Source organism: Arthrobacter sp. CAN_A6, assembly GCF_015751715.1.
Taxonomy (GTDB): Bacteria; Actinomycetota; Actinomycetes; order Actinomycetales; family Micrococcaceae; genus Arthrobacter_D.
In genome coordinates, this window is record NZ_JADOUV010000008.1 from 172,230 (window position 1) to 189,486 (window position 17,257).

Consider the following 17,257-nt stretch of genomic DNA (forward strand, 5'->3'; position numbering starts at 1 on the left):
GGACAATTCCGGTCCGCTTTGCTGGAGGCGGAACCGTGTGCGTCGGCTTCCAGCCGCGGCGGCACCACAGGAAGCGGCAACCCGGCGAACGTCCGGAATACCGTCAGCGCCCGCGGTTCCCGCCCGCCGGACCGTCCCCGGCCCTTCGCGCCACGAGGTGGAGGTCCACGTGCCGGCCGGGGTCCGCGTTCGCATGCAGCAACCTGCCCGGGGTGCCACGCGTGGATGGTTCCGACGCAACGGTCGCAGGAGGGTAGCCGGCCGTCGTCAGGGCAGTGGAGACAGCCGGGAGATCGGCGTCGGAGTCGATTTTAACCAGGAAGTCGAGGATGTCAGCCGCGTCGGAGCCGGGTGCCGACGTCGGGCCGGTGTGGTCGACCTGCAGGATGCGTTCGTCGGCCTGCAGCAGCCTCGCCCGGATCCTCGCTGCCGATCCCGCCCATCGGGCATCGTGGGGAACGACCTGCGGTGCGCTGCGGTGCGCGGGCCGCGCAGCAAGGAGATTGCCGTTGTACGGCACGAGCCGGTCCCGCCACAATCGACGGATCGCTTCTCCTGCGGCGCCCGGGGTGCCGGCATTTTCCAGCACGACGTCGGCCTCGCGGTTCCGGTCCGACGTGGACGCCTGGGCTGCGATCCGCTCGCGGGCGGCGCCCTCGGTCATTCCCCGCCTGTCGACCATCCGCCGCACCCGCACCTCCTCGGGAGCATCCACGACGATCACGAGGTGGAAGCGCGGTCCCTGCCCTGTCTCGACGAGCAGGGGGATGTCCTCCACGATGATCGAGCCGGGCCGGGCATCGGCGACCAGCGCGGCAGCGCGCTCGCGCACACGTGGATGGACGATCGAGTTCAGCTGCGCGCGCGCAGCAGGATCTCCGAAGATCCTGCTGCCGAGGGCCGGCCGGTCAAGGGCGCCCGTGGGAAGTAGCACCTCGGGCCCGAAAATTTCGGCGATCTCCGCGAGGGCCGGCTGGCCGGACTGCACCACCTCCCGGGCAAGTGCATCGGCGTCGATGACCACGGCGCCCAGCTTCCCCAACTCCGACGCCGCGAGCGACTTCCCCGCGGCGATACCTCCGGTCAAACCCACCCTGAGCATCTGCCAACCCTAACGCGTCGCCCGTGTGTCAAACACTTATCCCCCCTCTCCTGTCCTTCTCCTGCCCCTGCGCTGGAAATCCAAGGGCATTTGAAGGGAATCATGGCTACCGCACTGCGCGACCTCGAAGAAACCGCGTCCTCCGTCTTCGGTTGGGACACCCTGCATCCGGACCAGCGGATCGCGATGGAGGCCGTGGCCAACGGGCGCAGTGCCCTGTGTGTCATGCCCACCGGGTTCGGGAAGTCGGCGATCTACCAGGTACCGGGAATGGTGCTGCCGGGTGTCGTCGTCGTCATTTCGCCGCTCATCGCCCTGCAGCATGATCAGGCCAACGCCATCAACGAAAGCACCGGGGCCACGCGCGCCTACGTGATCAACTCCGATCTCAGCCAGTCGGACCGTGAGGAGGCCTGGGCAGCTGCCTCCGATCCGGACGAGTCCCGGCGCGCCAAATTCCTCTTCCTCGCCCCGGAGCAGACAGCACGCGACGACGTCGCCGGTCAATTGGACGGGCTCGACGTCTCCCTACTCGTCATCGACGAGGCGCACTGCGTGTCGGCCTGGGGCCATGACTTCCGGCCCGACTACCTCCAACTGGGGCATCTCGTCACCACGCTGGGGTGCCCGGTGCTGGCGCTCACCGCGACCGCCTCGACCCCCGTGCAGCAGGAGATCACCGAGAGGCTGCACCTCGAATCACCTCTGACGCTGGTGGCGGGCTTCGACCGGCCCAACCTGTTCCTGCGGGTGGAACAGCACCCGGACGCGGCGGGATGAGCTTGCGCAGCTGTTCGCGGTCCTCCGGCTCCAGGACCGCCCGGTGTCGGTCAAGGAACTCAGGGCCTTGTCGGGCCTCAGCCAGCGTAAGCTCTCCGGGCTGCTCAACCTGCTCGAACTGGTAGGGATGATCGAGGACGGGCCGGCCGGATATGTGGCAGGCGACCATACGGCGGATGCTGGCGCACGGGCCGGCGTCGAACAGGCAGGACACCGCGAGCTCATCGACCAGTCCCGGGTGGAGATGGTACGGCGCTACGCCGAGATCAGGACGTGCCGGCGGCAGTTCCTGCTCGGCTACTTCGGCGAGGAGACGGACGGACCCTGTGGGAACTGTGACAACTGCTCGGCCGGCTCCACCTCCGACGCCGACCCGCTCGGGCACTCACGGCAGCAGGAGAACCCCAAGGCCGACCGGCAGCCCTACCCCCTCCAGTCGCGGGTTGGACACCGCGAGTGGGGTCCGGGCGTGGTCATGAGTTACGAGGAGGGGACCGTGACCGCCCTGTTCGAGGCCACCGGGTACCGGACCCTGTCGGTCGAGCTGATCGAGGAGAAGGCGCTCCTGACGGAGGCTCCCGTCTAGCGGGGCTGGGCAGGGTTGGTCGGGTCACCCTGCGACGGCGGGTTGATCAGCGGTCCGGACGTCGCCGGCATGACCGGCGATCCGGAGCGGGACTGACTCACCTCCGGCATGCTGGTCCCGGCGCCCTCGGACAACTCGGCACCGCCGCGGACCGCCTGCAGCCGTTGCTCCAGGACAAGCTTCACGGGAAGCCGGTCACCGTGTTGCTGTTCGTACGCGAGCAGACTTCCGAGGGCGTCCTCGTCAAGTCCCGTGATGCGGGTCGGCAGCGCACCCAGCGGAATGTGGTCGTAGTCGGCCAAGGGCAGGTCGTTGTGCTGGGGAGCTTGATTCACGGGGTCCTCCTCGGTGGGGCGTCCTTCAGTCCCGGAAGCGTATAAAGCCGCTTCCGCGGAGGGCAACCTCATCCTCGACGGCGGCCCCGTGGTTGATCGTCGGACGATCGAGCGGATACTCCTGCCGTCTAGGATTGGAGGAATGACAGCTTCCGCAGGCACGGCAACCTCGTACTCCACCGTGAGTGGCGAAAGCCGACATGAGCTCGAGGTCAAGCGCTCCCGCTTCATCGCCGTCCTGGATCGAGTGGAATCCGAGGAACAGGCGCGCGAGCACCTCCTGGCGGTGAGGCGCGAGTTCTCCTCGGCCCGGCACCACTGCAGCGCCTACTTGGTCGGCGCCGGGCGCCACGTCCAACGCTCCTACGACGACGGCGAACCTGTGGGAACCGCGGGGGCGCCGATCCTGGAGGCACTCTCCCGGACGACGGGGCCGACAGGCGTCGCGGATTTCAGCGATGTGGGCGCCGTCGTCGTGCGGTATTTCGGCGGAATACTCCTCGGTGCGGGAGGCCTGGTGCGTGCCTACTCGGAGGCGGCAGCCCATGCCCTCCGCAACGCACGGCCGGTTCGGCGGGAACTGCTCGCGCTGTTCCGGGTCGACGTGCCCGTCGTCGCCGCGGGACGGCTCGAGAACGAGCTGAGATCGGCCGGGTTCTCGATCCTCGGCACCGGGTACGGGTTCGACGCCGCCCGCATCGAGGTCGCCCTGCCCTTCGGCGCCGCCGCCGCATACGACCTCGAATCAAGGGTGGCTGCCGCGACGCTGGGCACCGCCGCCGTCACCGCCGTCGGCGAACAGTGGGTGGACCGGTGACGCAGTTCGACTTCCCGCTCCTCACCCGCGCCCCGGACGTCGAAGCGCCCAACCTCCAGGCCTACGACGCCGCGGACCGCCTGCTGCTCGACACCGCCGCTGCCCGCCTCGGTTCGGATCCGACCGGAACGGTGACGATCGGTGACCGGTACGGTGCACTGACCCTAGGTGCGATCGGCCGGTTCGGTGCCCGCGACGTGCGGGCGCACCAGGATCCACTGTCACAGGAACGGGCTCTGGCACTCAACGCCGAACGGTTCGGGTTGCAGGAGGACTACGCGTCGCATGGGCTGGGTCCGGAACTGCTGGAGGGAGCGCGGACGGTGCTGCTGCAGCTCCCCCGCTCCCTCGACGCGCTGGACGAGATCGCCGGCGCCATCGCCTCCTCCGCCGCCGACGACGTCGTGGTGTATGCGGGAGGCCGGCTGAAACATATGAGCGTCAGCATGAACGGCGTCCTCAAGCGGCACTTCGGCACCGTGTCGGCCGGGCTTGCGCGGCAGAAGGCGCGGGTTCTCAGCGCTTCGGGGCCGCGGGGCAGCGTGCCCTCCCGCTTTCCGCTGGCCGGTCGGCACGACGTCGGACTCGGCCGCGAGCTCGAACTGTGCGCCTACGGCAGCACCTTCGGCGGTGCCACCCTGGATCCCGGTACCGGGTTCCTTCTGCCGCTCCTCTCCCAGGCGCGGCCGGCGGAGGAAGCCATCGACCTCGGCTGCGGCAACGGCGCGATCGCGGCGTACCTCGCCCTGCTTCGGCCATCCCTCCGCGTGATCGCCACCGACCAGTCGGCGTCGGCGGTGGCCTCGACGTCCCGCACCGTGCGGGCGAACGGCGTCTCCGCACGCGTGGAGGTGGTGCGCGACGACGCGCTGTCATCCCGGCCCGACGGTTCGGCAGGGCTGATCGTCCTGAACCCGCCGTTCCATATCGGCAGCACCATCCATACCGGGATCGCCCTCAAGCTGTTCGCCGACGCCGGACGGGTGCTGGCCCCGGGCGGTGAGCTGTGGACGGTGTGGAACAGCCATCTGCAGTACCGGCAGGCCCTCGCGTCGATGGTCGGCCCTACCCGCCAGGTGGCCCGCTCCCCTCGGTTCACGGTGACTTGCTCCGTCCGACAGGACTGACCTGGCACCAGTCGCTCGCACTTGGACCGACTGTGCACATCTGGCGGGCAAGCGCGTGCCGACCCCGCCACAACTGCTCGATCGACGGGCCGGGGCCGTAACAAGCAAGGAGGGCCCCCGCCCATCGGCGGAGACCCTCCTCGTTCACACCCTGCTCAGCGGAAACCGCCGGAGATCTAGGCTCCGGTCAGCTTTTCGCGCAGTGCCGCAAGTGCCTCGTCGGACGCGAGCGTGCCCGATCCGGTGTCGGTGACGACCGGCTCGGAGGAGTAGCTCGTCGAGTTGGACGACTCGGCGGGTTCGTTCGCTGCAGCGGCGTCGTCGGACGCGTGCTGCACAACCTGCTTCTTGTGCGACTCCCAGCGTGACTGGGCCTCGGCGTACTGGGCTTCCCAGGCAGCGCGCTGGGTCTCGTAGCCCTCGAGCCATTCGTTCGACTCGGGGTCGAAGCCCTCGGGGTACTTGTAGTTGCCCTCTTCGTCGTACTCGGCAGCCATACCATACAGCGCCGGGTCGAACTCGGTGCTGTCGGCGTCCACACCCTCGTTGGCCTGCTTGAGGCTGAGGGAGATCCGGCGGCGCTCGAGGTCGATGTCGATGACCTTGACGAAGAGCTCGTCACCCACGGAGACGACCTGCTCGGCAAGTTCCACGTGGCGCACTGCAAGCTCGGAGATGTGCACGAGGCCCTCGATGCCGTCCTCGACGCGTACGAACGCGCCGAACGGAACAAGCTTCGTGACCTTACCCGGGACAACCTGGCCCAGGGCGTGCGTGCGTGCGAAGGTCTGCCATGGATCTTCCTGGGTGGCCTTCAGCGACAGCGAGACGCGCTCGCGGTCCAGGTCGACCTCGAGAACCTCGACGGTGACTTCCTGGCCGACCTCGACAACCTCGGACGGGTGGTCGATGTGCTTCCAGGACAGTTCGGAGACGTGAACCAGGCCGTCGACGCCGCCGAGATCCACGAACGCACCGAAGTTGACGATCGAGGACACGACGCCCGGACGGACCTGGCCCTTCTCGAGCTTGTTGAGGAAGGTCGAGCGGACCTCGGACTGGGTCTGCTCGAGCCATGCGCGACGCGACAGCACAACGTTGTTGCGGTTCTTGTCGAGTTCGATGATCTTCGCTTCGATCTGCTGGCCGATGTACGGAGCCAGGTCCCGCACGCGGCGCATTTCCACGAGCGATGCGGGCAGGAAGCCACGCAGACCGATGTCGAGGATGAGCCCACCCTTGACGACTTCGATGACGGTACCGGTGACGACGCCGTCCTCTTCCTTGACCTTCTCGATGTCGCCCCAGGCGCGCTCGTACTGAGCACGCTTCTTGGAAAGGATCAGGCGGCCTTCTTTGTCTTCCTTGGTGAGGACCAAAGCTTCGACCTGATCACCGACGGAGACAACGTCCCCGGGATCGACGTCGTGCTTGATGGAAAGCTCACGGGAAGGGATGACACCCTCGGTCTTGTAACCGATGTCGAGCAGAACCTCGTCGCGGTCAACCTTGACGACCGTACCTTCGACGAGATCTCCGTCGTTGAAGTACTTGATAGTGGCGTCAATCGCTGCGAGGAAGTCCTCAGCGGTACCGATGTCGTTGATCGCGACCTGCGGGGTACCTTGCTTCTCGGTGGTGGTGATGGTCATGTAGTTGGGGCTCCGTAGTGGATGATTTATTGAATCCGGACATCTGGATGGCCGGAAGCGGACAAATTGGACAAGGACATCGGATAAGACCCATCGGATGAATTCATTGGATGAAAACCGTTGGATGAAACCTGGTGTGGCCTTATTGGTAGGGCGCCGGCACCGCACCGGCAGGAGCCGGGCAACGCACAGCGCACTATGCGCCCGATCAGTCTAGCCGCGGCCGGCAAGGGCAGTCAAAGCGGAGCGCACCGCGGGAGGGCGGAAAAATCCCTAGAAATGCGTGATGCAGTACGGGCTCACCGCTGCGCGGAAGAGCTGGTCCAGGAGCACGACGGCGTCGTCCGCTGAGGCGGTCAACCGGCCGGCCGCCGCCAGCACCGATGGAGCGACCCCGCCCAGGTACATCGACCCCAGGGCGGCGGCGTCGAGCGTGACATCGGACGCCGCCCCTGCTGCCACCCGTTCGACCTCCGCGGTGCCGTCCACCACCGTCAGGACATAACTGCCGCCCACCAGTCCCAGGGTGTCGGTCACCTCGAGCACCAGCCGCCCGTTGCTCCGGTACGGCCGGGCCTCGAGCGCGGCGACGACGTCGAGGATCCGGATCCACAGCACGTCCTCCGTCCCGGTGAGCCGGTAGCATCGCCGGTCACGGAGCGCCCACGGCAGCGGATCACTCTCGGGGGCGCCGCTCCAGGTGATGCGCTGCACCAGGTCGAGGTTTCCCAGATATCGCCACAGCTCGAGGTAGGCGGTCTCGGTCGACGCCACGAGGTCGACGATCTTCATGGTGTACGGCGTGGTGTCCCAGCCCGAGAACCTGTAGGAGACGTAGCCCGCAGGGGTTCCGTCGTCGTCGTAGTGGACCGCCATGCGGACCGCCTTGTCCTCGACCGGCCGCTCGCGTCCCCAGATTCCCGAGGCGCGCCGCGGGTACGAGAACTGGCGTCCCACCGACCCGGCGGTGCGGGCATGGAACCTGGTAAAGATGTCCGCGCTCAGAGCGATTCCGTGCTCGGGCGAGACGAGGGCGGTCCGTCCGGCCTGCGGCGCGGTGATGGCGAACCGCTCGCGGACATCCACCTCGACCGTGTGCTCGAAGGTGGCGCACCCGAAGCCGAATCGTCCGTAGATGGTCGCCTCGGAGGCGGTCAGCGCCGCCACAGCCAGCCCGCGGCCTGCCGCTTCGGCGAGGTCGCGCGTAATCATGCCGCGGAGGATGCCCTTCCTGCGGTGGCTCGCCTGGACGGTCACCGCCGTAATGAGGTGCGCGTCGAGCATGCTGCCGCCGCCGACGTTGAGGCCGTTGACCATGGATCCGTACGTCGCTACCGGTGCATCCACGCCGTGGGAGTGCTCCCCCGCCGCGGGATCATGGATTCCCCACATCACCCGCTGGTCGGCGGAGAAAGCCTTGATGTAGGTGGGGATATCCGCCTCCTCGACCCGCGGATCGTGGAATCCGAGATTCTCGGCGTTGAGCCAGCGGGCAAACCGGCCAGTACTGCACGCATCGTCGTCGGCCGCGACGGCGAAGATCCGGGTCTCGAGGGTCGTACCGGCGGGCTGGTTCGATGAAGTTTCGCTCACGCTTGTCCACACTAGACGGCCGCCCCGGACCGCACCACCGTCAGTGGGCGGCTTCGTGCCAGCTCAGCCCTGTGCCGACCGAGACGTCGAGTGGAACGGTCAGCTCCGCCGCTCCTGCCATCTCCCTGCGCACCAGCGCCTCGACGGCCTCGCGTTCACCCGCTGCCACCTCCAGCACCAGTTCGTCATGGACCTGCAGGAGCATCCGTGAGGCGAGCCCGTCCTTCCTGAGCGCCGCGTCCACGCCGAGCATGGCCTTCTTGATGATGTCGGCGGCCGACCCCTGGATCGGTGCGTTGAGCGCTGCCCGCTCCGCCATCTCCCTCAGCTGCCGGTTGTCGCTCGAGAGGTCCGGGAGGTACCGCCGTCGCCCTTCGATGGTCGAGGTGAAACCGTCCTTGCGCGCCTGCTCCACGATGCCGCGCAGGTAGTCGCGGACGGCCCCGAACCGCTCGAAGTAGTCGCGCATGAGGGTACGGGCCTCGTCCACCGAGATGGCGAGCTGCTTGGAGAGGCCGAACGAGCTCAGCCCGTAGACCAAACCGTAGGACATGGCCTTGACCTTGGAACGCATGGCGTTGGTGACCTCTTCCGGCGCCACACCGAAGATGTGCGAGCCCACGAAGCGGTGGAGGTCCTCCCCCTCCTGGAAGGCCGAGATCAGCCCCTCATCGCCCGAGAGGTGCGCCATGATCCGCATCTCGATCTGCGAATAGTCTGCGGTCATCAGGCTTTCGTACGGCACTCCCGAACTGTTCCTGCCCACCACGAAGACCTCACGGATACGCCGGCCCTCGTCGGAGCGCACCGGGATGTTCTGCAGGTTCGGGTTCGTCGAGGACAACCGGCCCGTCGCCGCGACGGTCTGCAGGTACGTGGTGTGGACCCTGCCGTCGTCGCCCACTGCCTTCCGCAGCCCCTCCACGGTCTGGCGCAGCTTCGTCGCATCACGGTAGGCCAGGAGCTGCTCGAGGAACGGGTGCCCGGTCTTGACGATCAGGTCGGTGAGGGCGTCGGCGTCGGTGGAGTATCCGGTCTTGATCTTCTTGGTCTTGGGCAGCTCCAGCTCGTCGAACAGCACCGCCTGGAGCTGCTTGGGCGAACCCAGGTTGATCTCCTTGCCGATGATCCGGAAGGCCTCGGAACCGGCCGTGCTGATGGTGTGGGAGAAGTCGTCGAGCAGCCGGTCGAGCCGCTCCACCGAGACGGCGATCCCGGTCAGCTCCATCCCAGCGAGGACCTCGGCCAGCGGCAGTTCGAGCCCTCCGAGGAGCTGGTTGGCCCCCTTCTCCACGAGCTGCCCGGCGAAGTGCTCACTCAGCTGCAGCGCCGCGAAAGCGGCCACGACGGCGGGAGAGGCAACGTCCTTGCCACCGAGGTCGAGCGCCTGCTGCCCCGAGGAGTCGTTCGCCGCGGCGGTGATGGAAAGGCGCAGGTGGTACTGGCTGAGGTCCGCGAGGTCGTAGCTGCGGCGGTCCGGCTGGATGAGGTACGCGGAGAGGGCGGTGTCGTCCACCTCCCCGGCGAGGACCAGGCCGCGCGCATGGAGCTGCTTGTACACGGTCTTGAAATCGTGGACCACCTTCGGCGCGTCCTTGTCGGCGAGCCACGAGCCCAGCACCCGCTCTGCCTCCGCGTCGAGCGGTTCGAGCGGAACGTAGGCCGCGGCCCCGGAGGTCACCAACGCCACACCGGCGACGTCGGACCCGCCCGACGTCGATTCTGTCGCCAGGTGCACGGATGTGAGCCCCTGATTCGTAGCGTTCAACCACGCGGTCAGCTCGCCCGCATCCTCGAGGACGACGTGCGGCGGAGGGCTCATCTCGTCGCCGGTGTCCTCGACCTCCTCCTCGCCGAACAGGTCGAACAGCCGTTTGCGCAGCGTATTGAACTGCAGCGAGTCGAAAAGGTCCTCGACGGCGGACCGGTCGGGGTGCTGGGACACCATGGCGTCGAGGTCGACGGGAAGGTCGAGGTCGGTCAGCAAGCGGTTGAGGCGCCGGTTCCGTTTGACCGAGTCGAGGTGCTCCCGCAGGGCATCCCCCACCTTGCCGCCGATCGAGTCGACGTTCTCGATGATCCCCTCCAGGCCGCCATAGAGCTTGATCCACTTCGCGGCCGTCTTCGGGCCGACGCCGGGCACTCCGGGCAGATTGTCGGCGCTCTCCCCCACCAGGGCGGCAAGATCGGAATACTGGTGCGGCGGCACGAAGTACTTCTCCTCGATGGCCTTCGCGTCCATCTGCGGGATGTTGGTGACGCCCTGCTTCGGGTACAGCACGGTCACGCGGTCATTGACCAGTTGGAAGGCATCACGGTCACCACTGACCACCTGGACATCCCAGTCCTCGGCAGCTGCATTGCAGGCGAGCGTGGCGAGGATGTCGTCGGCCTCATAGCCGTCCATCGAGATGGTGGGGATCCTCATGGCCTCCATCACCTTGATGATGAGGTCGATCTGCCCGTGGAATTCCTCCGGAGTCTTGGAGCGGCCGCCTTTGTACTCGGTGTACTCCTCCGAGCGGAACGTCGGTGTATCGAGGTCGAAGGCGATCGCCACGTGCGTGGGCTTCTGGTCCTTGATCAGGTTGATCAGCATCGCCGTGAAGCCGTAGACCGCGTTGGTGTGCTGGCCGGTGTCGGTGGAGAAGTTCTCGGGAGGAAGCGCATAGAACGCGCGGAAGGCCATGGAGTGGCCATCCACCACCAGGAGTCGGTTCCGCTGCCCGGTCGAGGGACGTGCGGCGGTCAGGGTGGCAGCTGGTTTGGTTGTTTCACTCACAGGTGCCAGCCTAGTTCCCATGATGGACAATTTCACTCAGCCCGGTTCGCCCAGCGAAGCGCGCAAGGACCATGTGGCGGAACTGACGGCCGCGGGCGTCCCCCCGGAGATGCATGAGTGGCTCGGCGAGCACGGCGTCGGGCGCCTGACCCTGAAGATGGGCATCAGGTTCCTCGAGATGAGTGCAAACCGCATGGTCGCGACCATGCCGGTCGAAGGCAATGAACAGGTGGCAGGGATCCTGCACGGCGGCGCGCACCTCGTGCTGGCCGAAACGCTCGGCTCGTTCGCTGCCGGTATCCACGCCGGCCCCGGTCGCCATGCCCTGGGCATCGAAATCAGCGCAACCCACCACCGCGGCGTCGCGTCGGGAACCGTCACCGGCACTGCCACAGCACTTCATCTTGGTCGGACCCTGACAACGCACGAGGTCGTCATGACCGACGACGACGGCCGCCGGCTCTCCACCGCCCGCATTACCAACCTTCTCCGGGACAGCGGCGCCTAGCAGCGGTCCGGCTTTCCGCGGCCCAGCTCCCTGCGGCAAAGGCAAGGGGCGGGTGACTCCGACCTTGTCCTTGCCGTCCTTTTTGCCCGCCGGTTACGGTTGTGGGCACGCCTCTGAAGGGAGAAACCATGTCAGGAAACCTGCTTCGGCACTCCGCTGCCCTCCTCGTCGCTACCGCCCTGTTCCTCACCGGCTGTGACAACTCCGAGCAGGAGGACGCTCCGGCCGATGAAGTGCAGCAGGAGGAGCAGCAGAACGAGAACGACGGTGAGGAATTCGACGACAACAATGGCATCGACACCGATCAGGGAGACGACTCCCGGGGCGAGGAGAATGAGGACGGCGACGACTAGGACGAAGGCTCCGCGTTTGGTTGCCTCAACCTTCCCAGCGAGCGGATCCCTACGTCGAGGACAGTCCGCCTAGCTGTTCAGCCCGGGCTGCAGACGGCATTCGAGCCCCTCCTCGATCCGCGTCCTGAGCTCGGAGGGCCGAAACGGCTTGTGCAGGTAACCGTCGGCTCCGGCCTCCAGGCCGCGGGCTTCGTCAGCGGGGTCGGACCGCGCGGTCAGCATGACGATCAGCGTGGAGGAGAAGCAGCGGATCCGGCGGGCGACCTCGAATCCGTCGATGTCGGGTAACCCGACATCGAGGGTGACGACGTCGGGCAGGAGACGCCGTACCATCTGCACGCCCGCGAGGCCCGCTGGAGCCGTGTGGACCCGAAACCCTGCGCCGGTGAGCACGGTGTGGAGAAGGTCGCGGACGTCGTCGTCGTCTTCGATGACCACCGCGGTGCGGAAGGGCTCTTTCCTGGACATGCGGCAAGTCTACCGACCGGAGGCCGTCCGGCCGCCGTTGGCCGCCCGCGCGCCGCACGTCCCGACACCATCGGTTCAAGTGGGGTCAAGAGGTCTTCCGGGCACGGCTCGGCTGGACCCTCGGGGGCTCACCCGGCATCTTCGGATAGTCGGGCGGGAACACGAGTTCGCCCAGACCGGCATCGAGGTCACGGTTCCACCACCCCAGCAGGGTGTCGATCGTTCCCGGCGAGCTGTGCATGGATTCCCAGGGGTCACCCCTCTCCGCCACCCGGTCGGGCACCGTCGCTATGGTGAAGGCCGCCGGGTCGGCAGTTGCCAGTTCATCCCACTCAAGGGGGCAGGAGACCGGCGCGTGGGGTAGTGGGCGCGGACTGTAGGCGCCGGCCATGGTGCGGTCGCGGTTGGCCTGGTTGTAGTCGACGAACATCTTCCCGCCGCGCTCCTCCTTCCACCATGCGGTGGTCACGGTGTCCGGCATCCGACGTTCCAGTTCCCGGGCCGCAGCGATGACGGCGTGCCGGACGTCCAGGAACTCATGGGTAGGTTCGATCGGAGCGAAGACGTGGAGCCCCCGGTTGCCTGAGGTCTTGATGAACGCGGTGAGGCCCGCCTCCGCGAGGATCGACCGGAGCTCAAGGGCTACAGGAACCGTTTCCGGAAATCCGGTGCCGGGTTGCGGGTCGAGGTCGATCCGCAGCTGGTCGGGATTGTCGGTATTTCCGGCGCGGGAAGCCCAAGGGTGGAACACGACGGTGTTCATCTGCGCTGCCCACACCACACCTGCCGGTTCGTCAAGGACCAGTTGCGGATGCGAGCGGCCACTCGGGTAGGTCACGGGCACGGAGCGCACGAAGTCCGGGGTGCCCTTGGGTGGATTCTTCGAGAAGAACTGCTCCCCGTCGATTCCGCCCGAAAAACGCTGGAGCGAGACAGGGCGGTCGCCGTTCGCGGCGAGGAACGCCGGGCTGACCGCCACCAGGTACCCGGCGAGGTCGAGTTTCGTCAGGCCGAGTTCCGGCCAGAGGACGCGCGATGGGCTCGAGATGCGCAGGTTCCGGGGGCCCCCCGGACCGTCGACGATCAGGGTGGTTGCTTCGCTGGCCATGGGAACTAGAGTACTCGTAGCCGATTCCTGCCGGACGGAAACCGCAACCGAGCCCCGGCGAACCGCCGACCAGTGCGCGTAGCGAGCGCTGAACATATGCTCGTGGCATGGCCAGATACTTCGATGTGCACCCCGAGGATCCGCAACCCCGGGCGATCGTCCAGATTGCCGAGATCGTGAGGTCAGGTGGGCTGATCGCCTACCCGACGGACTCTTGCTATGCGCTCGGGGCGCAGCTGGGTAACAGGGAGGCACTGGATCGCATTCGGGCGATCCGCCGGCTCGACAGCAAGCACCACTTCACCCTCGTCTGCAGCGATTTCGCGCAGCTGGGGCAGTTCGTGCAGATCGACAACGACGTGTTCCGCAGCATCAAGGCAGTGACGCCCGGCAGCTACACCTTCATCCTGCCCGCCACCAAGGAGGTGCCGCGACGGCTGCTGCACCCGAAGAAGAAGACGGTGGGGGTACGTATCCCGGACCATCGGATGGTTCAGGCGCTGCTTGCGGAGCTCGGCGAGCCGCTGCTGTCCAGTACGCTGCTGCTTCCCGATCAGGAAACTCCCCTCACGGAGGGCTGGGAGATCAAGGAGGAACTCGACTTCCAGGTCGACGCGGTGATCGATTCCGGGGACTGCGGCGCCGAACCGACCACAGTGGTCGACTTCTCGAGCGGAACCGGGGAAATCGTCCGGCGCGGAATGGGTGACCCGTCCCGGTTCGAGTAGCTGCCGTCGAGAACGAGTGCGCTTCAGATCCGGCCCCTCACACGGCGCCGCGTCCTGCAGCCTCGGGCAGTCCGCATTGACTGACGGGGCAGTGCTGGTTAGGTTTTAGATATTGGTAGGTTTCTTCCACACTACGAAAAATCTAGAAGGCGGGCACTATGCCGAATTACCTGGAGATCAACGAGCTCAGCATCGCGGAAGAGCTTTATGCCTTCGTCCGGGACGAAGCACTGCCGGGGACCGGGATCGAGGAGGGGGCATTCTGGGCTGGCGCCGCCTCGCTCATCGGCGAGTTCTCGCCGCGGGTGCGGGAACTGTTGGAAGTCCGGAATCTGATGCAGCAGCAGATCGACGAGTACCACCGCGACCGCGGCGCGGTGCCCGTGGATCCGGAAGCCTACGAAGAATTCCTCCGCTCGATCGGCTACCTGGTCGATCAGCCCGGGGACTTCACCATCACGACCGGCCGGGTCGACCCCGAGATCGCCACAGTCTCAGGACCCCAGTTGGTAGTTCCCCTGCTGAATGCACGGTTCGCTGCCAACGCGGCGAATGCCCGCTGGGGCTCGCTCTATGACGCGCTGTACGGCACCGACGCCGTGGACGACGCCGAGGGTCGCAAGCACACGGGTGGTTACAACGCGGTCCGCGGTGCCGCCGTTGTGGCACGCGGACGGCAGTTCCTCGATGAGTACACCGACCTGGCCGGCGGATCCCACGCCGACGTAACCGTCTACCGGATCGCGGACGGCGCTCTCGTCGCGGAGACGCCGGGCGGTTCACTGGGGCTCGCGGAGCCGGGGCAGCTCGTGGGTTACCGCGGAGCCGCGGACGCGCCCGAGTCCGTGCTGCTCGTCCACCACGGACTCCATGTGGAGATCCAGATCGACCGCACCCACTCCATCGGCTCGGGCGACCCGGCCGGTGTGAAGGACATCGTGCTTGAGTCCGCGACCACGACGATCATGGACCTCGAGGACTCCGTGGCGGCGGTCGACGCCGGGGACAAGGTGTCGGGCTACCGCAACTGGCTGCAGTTGATGCAGGGCACCCTCACCGCCGAAATCGCGAAGGGTGAGGGCACCTACACCCGACGGCTCAACCCTGACCGCGTCTACACGGCAACCGACGGCTCGGAGCTGACCCTGCCCGGCCGCTCACTGCTGCTCATCCGTCAGGTAGGCCACCTGATGACCAGCGACGCCGTGCTCGACCCCGCCGGCGCTCCGGTGCCCGAGGAGATCCTCGATGCCCTGTTCACCGGCCTCGGCTCGGTGCATGATCTGCGGGGCTCACACGCCGGTTCCAACTCGCGGGCCGGCTCCGTCTACATCGTCAAGCCGAAGATGCACGGACCGGGTGAGGTCGCCGTGGCCTGCGCCCTGCTTGCAGCTACCGAGCCCGTGCTGGGCCTCGATCCGCTCACGCTCAAGATCGGCATCATGGACGAAGAGCGCCGCACGTCCGCGAACCTGAAGGCGTGCATCTTTGAGGCACGGGACCGTGTGGCGTTCATCAACACCGGGTTCCTGGACCGTACCGGCGACGAGATCCACACCTCGATGCTCGCCGGCCCGATGGTCCGCAAGGCCGACATGCGTAATTCCAGCTGGATCGCGGCATACGAGGACGCGAACGTCGATATCGGGCTGGAGTGCGGCTTCAGCGGTCGGGCCCAGATCGGAAAGGGCATGTGGGCGGCCCCGGACAACATGGCCGACATGCTGACCCAGAAGGTCGCGCATCCGCTCGCCGGCGCGGACTGCGCCTGGGTGCCCTCCCCGACCGCCGCGACCCTCCACGCCACCCACTACCACCAGGTCGACGTGGACGCCCGGCAAGCCGAACTCGCCGGGAAGCGCCGGTCGACACTGCGGCAGCTTCTCACTATCCCCGTCGGTCAGCCCACCGACTGGAGCGCCGATGATCGGCGCAATGAGCTGGACAACAACATCCAGAGCACGCTGGGCTACATCGTCCGCTGGGTGAACGACGGCGTGGGGTGCTCCAAGGTCCCCGACATCCACGGCACAGCCCTGATGGAGGACCGCGCCACCTGCCGCATCAGTTCGCAGCACGTCTCGAACTGGCTCCTGCATGGTGTCGTGACCGAGGAAGAAGTGGAAGCGTCACTGCGGCGGATGGCTGCGGTCGTCGACGAGCAGAACGCCTCGGACCCCGATTACACGCCTCTGTCCCCGGCGTTCGATACCGAGGCGTTCCTCGCAGCCCGCGAGCTCGTCCTCGACGGCGCCGCCCAGCCGTCCGGCTACACCGAGCCGATCCTGCACCGGCGCCGCGCCCTGCACAAGCACACCGACACGATGACGAGGAACGCATCATGAGCCTGACATTGGCATCCGCACAATCCATCATCACCGACGCCCTTGCGGCGGGCCAGCAGCACGGCTTCAAACCGCTGACCGTCGTCGTGCTCGACGCCGGTGGCCACGTCCTCGCCGCCGCGCGCCAGGATGGCGCCTCGAACAACCGCTTCGAGATCGCCCAGGGCAAGGCGTACGGGGCATTGGCCCTCGGAATGGGTTCGCGTGCAATCATGCAGCGCGCCGAGCAGCAGGCCTACTTCATTGCAGCAGCGACCGCGACCCTGGGTGGCCGACTGATTCCGGTGCCCGGTGGCGTACTGGTCCGCGATCAGGACGGCGTGATCAGGGGTGCCGTGGGTATCAGCGGCGACAGCTCCGACAACGACGAGACCGCGGCGTCGACGGCGATCGAGGCTGCCGGTCTGACGGCTCAGGTGGACTGACGGCTCAGGTGGACTGACGTCCTCGAACGGACGGAACACGAAATTCCGAGTGGGACTTGAGCCGGAGTCCATATCCTGCACAATGGGCTCCGGTCGGAATACCCGGGATCCCTTTCAGCCCGGTTGGATAAGTTCGCGGTCGTCCGCAATCGGGACATATTCGCGATCATAGCCAATTGCGAGGCGCCGGCGAGATTGCCGAGTTTCTGGCTCTCCCATGATGATTCCACCCCTTCATCCGTCTCGTAGTCGGGTCGGCCGACAGCCGCGGGACCCTGCCGCATTCATGGGGAAGTATTTCGGAATCCACGCGTCACACCGGAGATCGAATTGTTCCGGTCGACATCCTCCCACGAGCATCGATGCGCTCGGTGAAGGAGTCAGCACTCCCAAGGTCAGCGGCCAGTCAACCCCTTTATTTGCTTCTGATGGCCGTTGAAAAACTCCTGAGAGTCGCGTGAGAAGAATCAGCAATTCCAAAGTAGGCTTAGCGCCACAATGTCTCCGGAGGTTGTACGCCGCACCTGAACGCTGTTCACTCCGCATTT

General features: G+C 66.7%; 15 protein-coding genes and 1 pseudogene. 9 read left to right on the forward strand and 7 right to left on the reverse strand.

Features of this window, described 5'->3' with window-relative positions; genetic code table 11:
* Window positions 1-103 precede the first annotated feature (103 nt).
* Window positions 104-1,102 (reverse strand): dephospho-CoA kinase, encoded by a 999-nt coding sequence (gene coaE, locus IWX75_RS14010; RefSeq protein ID WP_196822860.1) that lies wholly within the window; start codon window positions 1,100-1,102, stop codon window positions 104-106.
* A gap of 102 nt (window positions 1,103-1,204) precedes the next feature.
* On the opposite strand from coaE, the gene IWX75_RS14015 reads away from it, so the two are divergent.
* The gene (locus IWX75_RS14015) at window positions 1,205-1,882 is read left to right on the forward strand and encodes a DEAD/DEAH box helicase (protein ID WP_196822861.1); all 678 of its coding nucleotides are present in this window, start codon (window positions 1,205-1,207) and stop codon (window positions 1,880-1,882) included.
* Window positions 1,883-1,925: 43 nt separating this feature from the next.
* Window positions 1,926-2,468 carry a RecQ family zinc-binding domain-containing protein gene (locus IWX75_RS14020; RefSeq protein WP_196822862.1) on the forward strand — a complete coding sequence of 181 codons (543 nt, stop codon included), beginning with the start codon at window positions 1,926-1,928 and terminating at the stop codon, window positions 2,466-2,468.
* On the opposite strand, the gene IWX75_RS14025 is transcribed toward IWX75_RS14020, so the two are convergent.
* Window positions 2,465-2,803 (reverse strand): hypothetical protein, encoded by a 339-nt coding sequence (locus tag IWX75_RS14025; RefSeq protein WP_196822863.1) that lies wholly within the window; start codon window positions 2,801-2,803, stop codon window positions 2,465-2,467. The two genes, IWX75_RS14020 and IWX75_RS14025, sit on opposite strands and share 4 nt — an antisense overlap.
* Window positions 2,804-2,945: 142 nt before the next feature.
* On the opposite strand from IWX75_RS14025, the gene IWX75_RS14030 reads away from it, so the two are divergent.
* Window positions 2,946-3,620, forward strand: coding sequence for an IMPACT family protein (locus tag IWX75_RS14030; protein ID WP_196822864.1), 675 nt, complete (start codon window positions 2,946-2,948; stop codon window positions 3,618-3,620).
* Window positions 3,617-4,747: a class I SAM-dependent methyltransferase gene (locus IWX75_RS14035; protein WP_196822865.1), complete on the forward strand. Its 1,131-nt coding sequence runs from the start codon at window positions 3,617-3,619 to the stop codon at window positions 4,745-4,747. The genes IWX75_RS14030 and IWX75_RS14035 overlap by 4 nt, the downstream gene beginning before the upstream one ends.
* Window positions 4,748-4,923: 176 nt before the next feature.
* On the opposite strand, the gene rpsA is transcribed toward IWX75_RS14035, so the two are convergent.
* The 3 genes from rpsA to polA form a co-directional block, all read right to left on the reverse strand.
* Complete coding sequence (gene rpsA, locus IWX75_RS14040) at window positions 4,924-6,399, reverse strand: 30S ribosomal protein S1 (protein WP_196822866.1); 1,476 nt, start codon at window positions 6,397-6,399, stop codon at window positions 4,924-4,926.
* A gap of 273 nt (window positions 6,400-6,672) precedes the next feature.
* Window positions 6,673-7,992, reverse strand: a complete 1,320-nt coding sequence (locus IWX75_RS14045; protein WP_196822867.1) for a GNAT family N-acetyltransferase — start codon at window positions 7,990-7,992, stop codon at window positions 6,673-6,675.
* Window positions 7,993-8,032: 40 nt separating this feature from the next.
* Window positions 8,033-10,681: a DNA polymerase I gene (gene polA, locus IWX75_RS14050; protein WP_442858989.1), complete on the reverse strand. Its 2,649-nt coding sequence runs from the start codon at window positions 10,679-10,681 to the stop codon at window positions 8,033-8,035.
* 112 nt (window positions 10,682-10,793) lie between these two features.
* Between polA and IWX75_RS14055 the strand changes: the two genes are divergently transcribed.
* Both IWX75_RS14055 and IWX75_RS14060 read left to right on the forward strand, forming a co-directional pair.
* The gene (locus IWX75_RS14055) at window positions 10,794-11,282 is read left to right on the forward strand and encodes a PaaI family thioesterase (RefSeq protein WP_196822869.1); all 489 of its coding nucleotides are present in this window, start codon (window positions 10,794-10,796) and stop codon (window positions 11,280-11,282) included.
* Window positions 11,283-11,410: 128 nt separating this feature from the next.
* A complete protein-coding gene (locus IWX75_RS14060) occupies window positions 11,411-11,635 on the forward strand; it encodes a hypothetical protein (RefSeq protein ID WP_196822870.1) in 225 nt (74 codons plus the stop codon).
* 114 nt (window positions 11,636-11,749) lie between these two features.
* On the opposite strand, the pseudogene IWX75_RS14065 reads toward IWX75_RS14060, so the two are convergent.
* Together IWX75_RS14065 and ligD are read right to left on the reverse strand one after the other, a co-directional pair.
* A pseudogene (locus IWX75_RS14065) lies at window positions 11,750-12,103 on the reverse strand (response regulator transcription factor); the annotation flags it as partial.
* 85 nt (window positions 12,104-12,188) lie between these two features.
* Entirely contained in the window at window positions 12,189-13,211 is a 1,023-nt protein-coding gene (gene ligD / locus IWX75_RS14070) for a non-homologous end-joining DNA ligase (RefSeq protein WP_196822872.1), read from the reverse strand.
* 107 nt (window positions 13,212-13,318) lie between these two features.
* On the opposite strand from ligD, the gene IWX75_RS14075 reads away from it, so the two are divergent.
* From IWX75_RS14075 to IWX75_RS14085, 3 genes are all read left to right on the forward strand, one after another.
* A complete protein-coding gene (locus IWX75_RS14075) occupies window positions 13,319-13,939 on the forward strand; it encodes an L-threonylcarbamoyladenylate synthase (RefSeq protein ID WP_196822873.1) in 621 nt (206 codons plus the stop codon).
* Window positions 13,940-14,097: 158 nt separating this feature from the next.
* Window positions 14,098-16,284, forward strand: coding sequence for a malate synthase G (locus tag IWX75_RS14080; RefSeq protein ID WP_196822874.1), 2,187 nt, complete (start codon window positions 14,098-14,100; stop codon window positions 16,282-16,284).
* Complete coding sequence (locus IWX75_RS14085; RefSeq protein ID WP_196822875.1) at window positions 16,281-16,709, forward strand: GlcG/HbpS family heme-binding protein; 429 nt, start codon at window positions 16,281-16,283, stop codon at window positions 16,707-16,709. Before IWX75_RS14080 ends, IWX75_RS14085 begins: the two co-directional genes overlap by 4 nt.
* Window positions 16,710-17,257 lie beyond the last annotated feature (548 nt).